This is a genomic window from Pseudomonas sp. S37 (genome assembly GCF_016658545.1).
GTDB lineage: Bacteria > Pseudomonadota > Gammaproteobacteria > Pseudomonadales > Pseudomonadaceae > Aquipseudomonas.
Genome location: NZ_JACVZC010000177.1, coordinates 1 through 8230, shown reverse-complemented (window position 1 = coordinate 8230; position 8230 = coordinate 1). Strand labels below are relative to the sequence as shown.

The 8230-nt window shown below is 63.5% G+C and carries 7 protein-coding genes; 4 read left to right on the top strand and 3 right to left on the bottom strand.

Annotated features, from left to right (window positions below; genetic code table 11):
• Positions 1–66: 66 nt before the first annotated feature.
• A complete protein-coding gene (locus tag IAE39_RS28325) occupies positions 67–717 on the bottom strand; it encodes an ankyrin repeat domain-containing protein (RefSeq protein WP_201207776.1) in 651 nt (216 codons plus the stop codon).
• A 117-nt stretch (positions 718–834) separates the two neighbouring features.
• Here IAE39_RS28325 and ggt point away from each other — a divergent pair, with 117 nt between their 5' ends.
• Both ggt and IAE39_RS28315 read left to right on the top strand, forming a co-directional pair.
• Complete coding sequence (ggt, locus tag IAE39_RS28320; protein ID WP_201207775.1) at positions 835–2622, top strand: gamma-glutamyltransferase; 1788 nt, start codon at positions 835–837, stop codon at positions 2620–2622.
• A 58-nt stretch (positions 2623–2680) separates the two neighbouring features.
• Positions 2681–3562 carry a LysR substrate-binding domain-containing protein gene (locus tag IAE39_RS28315; RefSeq protein ID WP_201207774.1) on the top strand — a complete coding sequence of 294 codons (882 nt, stop codon included), beginning with the start codon at positions 2681–2683 and terminating at the stop codon, positions 3560–3562.
• 201 nt (positions 3563–3763) lie between these two features.
• Here IAE39_RS28315 and ctlX read toward each other — a convergent pair whose 3' ends face one another.
• Both ctlX and IAE39_RS28305 read right to left on the bottom strand, forming a co-directional pair.
• Positions 3764–4666 (bottom strand): citrulline utilization hydrolase CtlX, encoded by a 903-nt coding sequence (ctlX, locus tag IAE39_RS28310; protein ID WP_201207773.1) that lies wholly within the window; start codon positions 4664–4666, stop codon positions 3764–3766.
• Between the two features lie 72 nt (positions 4667–4738).
• On the bottom strand, positions 4739–5791 hold the full coding sequence (locus tag IAE39_RS28305; protein WP_201207772.1) for an ornithine cyclodeaminase: 1053 nt from the start codon (positions 5789–5791) through the stop codon (positions 4739–4741).
• Positions 5792–5977: 186 nt separating this feature from the next.
• Here IAE39_RS28305 and IAE39_RS28300 point away from each other — a divergent pair, with 186 nt between their 5' ends.
• Both IAE39_RS28300 and IAE39_RS28295 read left to right on the top strand, forming a co-directional pair.
• Complete coding sequence (locus IAE39_RS28300) at positions 5978–6400, top strand: Lrp/AsnC family transcriptional regulator (RefSeq protein ID WP_016499380.1); 423 nt, start codon at positions 5978–5980, stop codon at positions 6398–6400.
• A 342-nt stretch (positions 6401–6742) separates the two neighbouring features.
• Positions 6743–8161: an amino acid permease gene (locus tag IAE39_RS28295; RefSeq protein WP_201207771.1), complete on the top strand. Its 1419-nt coding sequence runs from the start codon at positions 6743–6745 to the stop codon at positions 8159–8161.
• Positions 8162–8230: the final 69 nt, after the last annotated feature.

Genomic DNA, 8230 nt, shown 5'->3' with positions numbered 1-8230 from the left:
CCCCCCCCCCCCCCCCCCCCCCCCCCCCCCCCCCCCGCTCCTACAGGGATCGCGACTGGCCCGAAATCAGCGAGCCAGCAGCGCTTCCATCTCCCTGTACCCCCGCTGCCGCGCATGCTCCAATGCCGTTACCCCGTCCTTGTCGGCAATCTGCCGATCCGCCCCGGCCGCCAGCAGGCGGCGCACAATATCCACATGCCGCGGCCCGCCATCACCCAGCACCACTGCCTCCATCAACGCAGTCCAGTGCAGCCGGTTCAGGTGGTTCACATCCACCCCGGCATCGATCAGCATCTGCACGGTCTCGACATGCCCGCGCTCGGCAGCAGGGATCAATGCAGTACCGCCATAACGGTTGGTACTCTTGAGGTCTGCCCCGTGGTTCAGGGTCAGCCGCAGGATGTCATTCAGCCCCCGGGCGCCGGCATACAGGTACGGGCTGTCATTGATGTTGTCCTTGGCATTCACATCGGCACCGGCCTCGATCAGTGCTTTCGCCGCAGCCACTTTGTTGTCGTGGGTGGCCACCAGCAGGGCAGTGCGCCCCTGATCATCCCGGCTCTCCAGCTGCGCTCCCTGTGCCAGCAATTGTTGCAAGGTGCGAACGTCATCCTGGCGGGCGGCGGTGTGCAGGCGGTTGTCCATGGTGTGGGTCTCGGCGTGGGCGGCAAGACTGGTGCACAGGGCAAACAGCATGGCCGTGAGTGATAGACGCATGGGGTGGGCTCCTTGGTGACTTGCCTGCATCCTAGAAAAAACGCGCCAAGGCTTGAAGTTAAGTTTGCGCATGACCCACAGTGCCCCGGTTAATAGGTATGAGGCAGGAAGCAAACGATGAAATTCTCCACGCCGCTGATGAGCGCCCTGTGCCTGCTGGGCAGTGGCTGGGCCTGCGCCGATCAGGTGTTGCCCGCGCCACCAGAGCTGGCCTCCGGTTACCGCAGTGGCCTGCAGCCGGTGCACGCCAGCCGGCACATGGCCGCTGCCGCCAACCCGCTGGCCAGCGAAGCGGGGCGGGCGATGTTGCGCGCGGGTGGCAGCGCCATCGACGCTGCGATTGCCATGCAGATGGTGCTGACCTTGGTCGAGCCGCAGTCCAGTGGCATTGGTGGCGGAGCGTTCATCCTGTATTGGGATGGCCAGCGCGTGCAGGCATTCGATGGCCGCGAAGCAGCACCGGCAGCGGTGACGGAAAGACTGTTCCTGCAAGCCGATGGCTCACCGATGCCGTTCCGGGCGGCGCAGATTGGTGGGCGCTCGGTCGGTGTGCCAGGCGTGCTGCGGGCCTTGAAGCTGGCTCACGAACAGCACGGCAAACTGCCCTGGGGCAACCTGTTCGCCCCGGCGATCGAGCTGGCGCGCAACGGTTTCCCGGTTTCGGCACGCCTTCACACCTTGATTGCTGGCGACCCCTTCATTGCCCGCTCGCCGGCCATGGCGCGGTACTTCCTGGATGAGCAGGGCCGGCCCTTGGCAGTCGGGACGCTGCTGCGCAACCCGGCGCTTGCACACACCTTCGAGCAGATCGCTGCACAAGGCCCTGAAGTGTTCTACCGCGGCGAAATCGGCGAAGCCATCGTGGCCGAGGTGCGCAGCCATGCCAATGCCGGCTACCTGTCGCGGCAGGACTTGCAGCGGTACCAGGCCAGGCAGCGCGAGCCGGTGTGCGGCCCTTACAAGGCCTGGCAGATTTGTGGCATGCCGCCGCCGTCGTCGGGTGGCGTAGCGGTGCTGCAGACCTTGGGCATTCTCGAAGCCGTTCAGCGCGCTTCGCCGCAGCGCGACCTGGCAGCACTGCGGCCGGTGCCCCATGCATCGCCGGCCGGCCTGGAGCCGCCGCCTTTGGCCGTACACCTGGTTGCCGAAGCCGAACGCCTGGCCTTTGCCGACCGCGCTCAGTACCTGGCAGACAGCGACTATGTGCCGGTGCCACTGAAGGCGCTGACCGACGCCGGCTACCTGGCCAGCCGCGCAAAGCAGGTGGGCGAGTACAGCATGAAGCACGCCCGCCCGGGCCAGCCGATGGGGGCGCAGCTGGCCTTGGCGCCTGACCGCTCGCCACTGCGTATTTCCACCTCGCACCTCAGTGCGGTGGATGACAGCGGCCAGGCGCTGGCCATGACCACTTCGGTGGAGGCTGCGTTCGGCTCGCACCTTATGGTCAAGGGTTTCCTGCTCAACAACACCCTGACCGACTTCTCGTTCATTCCCCAGGAGCACGGCAAACCCGTGGCCAACCGGGTACAGCCGGGCAAGCGGCCACTGTCGGCAATGGCGCCGACCCTGGTGTTTTCGCGTGCATCCGGCGAACTGGTGGCCAGCCTCGGCTCGCCAGGCGGCTCACAGATCATTGGTTACGTGAACAAGGCGCTGGTCGGCCTGCTGGACTGGCAGCTCGACCCGCAGCAGGCCGCCGGCCTGCCCAACTTTGGCAGCCGCAATGCCGGCACGGAAGTGGAGGCGGGGATGGCCAGCCCGGCGCTGATCCGCCAACTGGCAGCCTGGGGCCATGAGGTAACGCCCATGACCATGACCAGCGGCATGCAGATTATTCAGCGCAACGGCGAGGGTTGGTCAGGGGGTGCCGACCCCCGCCGCGAAGGCGTCGCCCTCGGCGACTAGCGTTGCAGGAGGGGGCGTGATAGAAGTCAATCTTACCATTCAGTAGTTGAATACCAAGATGACTGTCAGCGTGAAATCGAATAGGGCGCTGTTCGACCTCGACCTGTTGCGCGCCATTGTCGTGGTGGCCGATTGCGGCAGCTTCACCACCGCTGCCGCGCGCCTGCATTCCACCCAGTCGACCATCAGCCAGAAGGTGCGCCGCCTGGAAGACATGGTCGGCCACCGCCTGTTGGTACGCGGTAATCGCGACGTGCTGCCGACCGATGCCGGGCAGACCCTGCTGGGCTACGCCCGGCACATGCTGGCGCTGAACGACCAGATGCTCGAAGCCCTGGCCGGTGCAATGGTGGGCACCACCGTGCGCCTGGGTGTGCCCGAAGACTTTGTTGGCGGGCGTACCACCAATGCACTGTCGGCATTCAGCCGGTTGCACCCGCAGGTGAAGCTGGAAGTGACCAGCGGCCTGTGCAGAGACCTCAGCCAGGCCTACGACAATGGCGAGCTCGACCTGGTGCTGCTCAAGCAGCGGCGCAACACCCGCGAAGGTGTGGCTTGCTGGCCAGAGCGCCTGCAGTGGATCGACAGCGCGCACACGCCGGCTTTCGAACTGGACCCGATCCCGCTGGTGACCTTCCCGCCACGTGGGTTGTACCGTGAAGACATGATCAACGCCATCGAAGGCATGGGCCGGCGCTGGCGTATCAGTTTTACCAGTTCCAGCCTCAGCGGCATCCAGGCCGCAGTGGCCGATGGCATGGGCATCAGTTTGCTGCCGCCGCGGGCGGCAACGGGCGAGCACCGGGTGCTGGGGGGCGGGCAGGGGCTGCCGGAGGTGGACAGCTATGAAATCGTCATCGTGCATCGGCCCACGGCGGATGTGATGGTCAAGGCGTTGGCCGAGGTGATGACGCAGTTGCTGGCCGGCGGCGGGATATAGTGCGCCTTACGACTTGACGCGGTCTTTGTAGGAGATCGCCCAGCCCTTTGCGCTGCGCTGTCGCGCAAAGAACTGAGTTCGCAAGCGGTCCGCATACCCTGTGGGAGCGGCTTTAGCCGCGAAGAATCCAACGCGGTGCGTGGCACCGGCTGCGCCGGTGTTCGCGGCTAAAGCCGCTCCTACATCGACTGCGCCAGCCTGTCAGGCCGCAGCCATGCGCGGCGACAGGTGAATCCCGGCAATCATGCAGCGCACCGAGCCCCCTGCCATCTCGATGGTCGGCACATCCAGCGGCACCAGCCGCGCCGAGCGTTCGATACGTTGGCGCTGCTCTGCACTCAGGCTGTCGTGAGCCTTGCGCGACAACGCCAGAATACGCCCGTCACGCCCCGACAGCTCGATTGCATTACCGGCAAACTGGCTGATCTGCTGGTTGCTCAGGTCGATCACATCGCGGCCCGACTCCATCAGGCGCATGCGCACTTCCTCGGCCCGCACCTTGTTGGTGAAGGTGTCGAAACCCACCAGGGCAAACTCGGTTGCCACGCACATCAGCACGTTGGTGTGGTAGATCGGTGTGCCTTGCTCATCGGCAGTGTCGAACACCATCGGCTCAAAGTTGAAGTGCGTGCTGAAGCGCTCCAGGGCAATCGGGTCGGCGCGGTTGGAACGTGCGGTGTAGGCCACCCGCGACAGGTGGTCGAAGACCATGGCGCCGGTGCCTTCAAGGAACAGTTCGTCCTGCTCCAGCCCCGAATAGTCGATTACATCCTGCACGCGGTACTCATGCTTGAGCATCTCGATCACATCGGCGCGGCGTTCGCGGCGCCGGTTGCGCGAGTACATCGAGTAGATCGCGATATGCCCGCCGGGGTGGGTGGAGAACCAGTTGTTGGGGAACACCGAGTCCGGGGTGTCGTGCTCGCCGAAGTCGTCGAACAGGTGCACGCGCACGCCTTCGGCTTCTAGCCTGCCAGCGGCCTGGGTGACCTCGTCGCGGGCCACCTCGGCCACGGTCTGTGCGGCAAGCGCCGTGTGGCTGCGCTGGAACGAGTTGTCGGCTGCGGTTTCCGGGTTGGGGGTGAAGGCGTGTGGCCGAACCATGACCACTGCTGCCGGTGCTTGAATCGAACGCGTTGGAAATGCCATGTGCAAATACTCGGGTTGGCAGCAGGGTCAGGCAACACGTCGGATGCGGTTTTTGGCAGCGCGGCCGCGGGTGTGGCTGAACAGGTCCTTCGGGTCGTCTTCCACCCATGGCACCAGGTCGATCTTGCTGCCCATGCCGCGTTTTTCTGCTTGCTGTAGTACATACCGTAGTACGGTGTAGTCTTCCAGGGCGAAGCCTACCGAGTCGAACACGGTGACCTGGCTGTCACTCTGGCGGCCTTCGGTTTCGCCGCGCAACACGCGCCAAAGGTCGACCACCGGGAAGTCCGCGGGCAGTTGCTGGATGTCACCCTCGATGCGGGTTTGCGGCTCGTACTCGACGAACACCCGGGCGTTGCGCAATACATCGGCATGCAGTTCGGTCTTGCCCGGGCAATCACCGCCCACGGCATTCAGGTGCATGCCCGGTTCGAGCATGTCCGGGGTAATGATGGTGGCGTATGCCTTGTCGGCGGTCACTGTGGTGATGATGTCCACGCCTTTCACCGCTTCGGCCACCGAGCTGGCCCGGCGGATGGTCAGGCCGCTGTATTCCTTGAGGTTGGCGATCAGCTTGGCGGTGGCCAGCGGGTCGGTGTCGTAGGCGACGATTTCTTCGATGCCCAGGTGCTTGTGGAAGGCCAGCGCCTGGAATTCGCTTTGCGCGCCGTTGCCGATCAGCGCCATCTTGCGCGCGTTTGGCCGGGCCAGTGCCTGGGCTGCCATCAGCGAGGTGGCAGCAGTGCGCAGGGCAGTGGCGATGGTCAGTTCGGACAGCAGCACCGGGTAACCGGTGTCGACATCGGCCAGCACGCCGAAGGCCATTACCGTGTGCAAGTCGCGGGCGGTGTTGGCCGGGTGACCGTTGACGTATTTGAAGGCATAGCGGCTGTTGTCGGCGACCGGCATCAGTTCGATCACGCCCACTTCCGAATGGCTGGCCACGCGTGCAGATTTATCAAACTCCTGCCAGCGCGTGAAGTCTTCGCGAATGGCCGCTGCCAGTTCACCAATGAAGGGCGCTACGCCAATGTCATGCACCAAGTCCGACATGGTTGGAACATCAATGAAATACGTCATGCTCTTGCACCTTGTTATTGCGCTGTCGCCCCCGCTACTGCAGGCTGCACGCTTGAGATTGTTGAAGTGGCGTGAACAGTTTGCGCAAAGGTAGCGTCAAGATGAAGAGAGCAGGTTGCCAGTTTCATCAACTTTCTAGACAATCTGCCACCCAAAAATAGCAATCTGATTATTTGGCAGGCATCCATGGATACTATCGATCGGGAACTGATTGCGCTGTTGCGGGACAATGCGCGCACCCCCGTGCTGACCTTGGCGAAGAAGCTCAAGGTGGCCCGCGCCACCGTGCAAAACCGCATTACCCGGCTTGAAGAGCAGGGCGTGATCATCGGCTACACGGTACGCCTGCGCTCCGATGCACTGGACCAGGGCGTGCGCGCCATCACCAGCATCGGCATCAGCGGCCACCACGCCGCCGAGGTCAAGCACGCGCTACGCGGGCACCCCAACGTGGTGGCCATCCATACCACCAATGGCCGCTGGGACCTCATGGCCGAGCTGCGCGCCGACACCCTCGAGGCCTTCGACCGGGCGTTGAACACCATTCGCTCGATACCGCACATCGAAAACACCGAGACCAGTATCCTGCTCTCGACCTACAAGATGTGACCGCTGGGTCAAGCCTTCTGGCAGGTGCATTGCGCAAACTGCTACCCGGGCTTTTCACACTGCACAAAATCCCTTTGGCGCTGTGCATTCTGTAGCGTTCCGCTTGAACCGGGCCGCTGTCAGAATGAAACGGCTTTCGCGGGACTGTATCGGCCGCGCCATTCGGGTGCGTATCAAAAGAATAATCAAGCCCGCTGCGAAGTTGCGCCGGGCACTGTTTTTCATCTGTGTTAATACCCACGCTTCGACGGTCATGCCTGACTGCAACCTGCACTTCAGTGCCAACTTAATGGTGCGGCGCGGGGCGCCGGGGTTTTACCCAAAAAGAATAAGAGGTCAACTATGCAGCAAACGTGCAACGCGCAAAGCGCAGTTCCGGAAGATGGCCGCGTGCTCAAGCGACGGTTGGAAAACCGGCACATTCAGCTTATTTCGATCAGTGGCGCGATCGGTACCGGGCTGTTCATGGGCTCGGGCAAGATTATTGCGCTGTCTGGCACCTCGATCATCCTGGTCTACGCCATCATCGGCTTTTTCGTGTTTTGCATCATGCGCGCCATGGGCGAGATGCTGCTGGCCAACCTGCAGATGGAGTCGTTCGCTGAGCTGGTGCACAACTACCTGGGGCCACGGGCCGGCTACATTCTCAGTTGGTCATACTGGCTCAGCTGGGTGGTGGCGGCGGTGGGTGACGTGGTGGTGGTGGCGGGGTTCGTGCAGTACTGGTACCCCGATGTGCCCACCTGGCTGCCAGCGTTTGCCACCATGTTCCTGCTGCTGGGGCTGAACATGCTGGCGGTGAAGGCGTTTGGTGAGGTGGAGTTCTGGTTCGGCCTGATCAAGATCGTCGCCATCGTGCTGCTGGTGGTGACAGGCCTGGTGATGGTCGCCACTTCCTACACGTCGCCGGGTGGGGTAACCGCTTCTTTCGGCCACCTGGTAGCGCCTGGTGTGGTCATGCCGCATGGCATCCTCGGCTTCCTGGCCGGGTTCCAGATCGCCATCTTCTCTTTTGTCGGCACGGAACTGATCGGCACCGCAGCCGCTGAAGCCAAAGACCCGGAAAAGACCTTGCCCAAGGCCATCAACACCATTCCGGTGCGCATCTTGCTGTTCTATATCTGCTCGCTGGTGTGCATCATCAGCGTCATTTCCTGGGCCAATGTGCCCGCCAACCGCAGCCCGTTCGTCGAGCTGTTCTTGCTGGGCGGGCTACCGGCTGCCGCGGGCATCATCAACTTCGTGGTACTGACCTCTGCGGCGTCGTCGGCCAACAGCGGCGTGTACTCGGGTTCGCGCATGCTTTATGGCCTGTCGCACCAGCAGCAGGCGCCGGTGGCGTTCGGGCGGCTGTCCGGCTCGGGTACACCGGTGCGGGCGCTGGTGTTCTCGGGGGTGTGCATGGCGATCGCACTGACGCTGCTGTTCGTTATCCCCGAGGTGATGACCGTGTTCACCCTGGTGTCGACCATTTCGGCGGTGATGATCATCGTGACCTGGTCGCTGATCCTGCTGTCGTACTTCGCTTACCGCCGGCAGAATCCGCTGGCGCATGAGCAGTCGAAGTTCAAGCTGCCGGGTGGCAAGGCGACTGCGGCGCTGGCGCAGCTGTTTCTGATCTTCGTGCTGTGCCTGCTGGCGCTGGAGCCGGATACCCGCACGGCGTTGTACGTGATGCCGTTGTGGTACGCCGGCCTGTTGCTGGCCTATCGGCGCCGGGCCAAGGCCTGTGCCCGGCCACAAGTAGCCACTGCCGCCTGAATCCGGCGCTGGCCCTTATTGTAGGAGCGGCCTTGTGTCGCGATGGGCTGCGCAGCAGCCCCAGGGTTT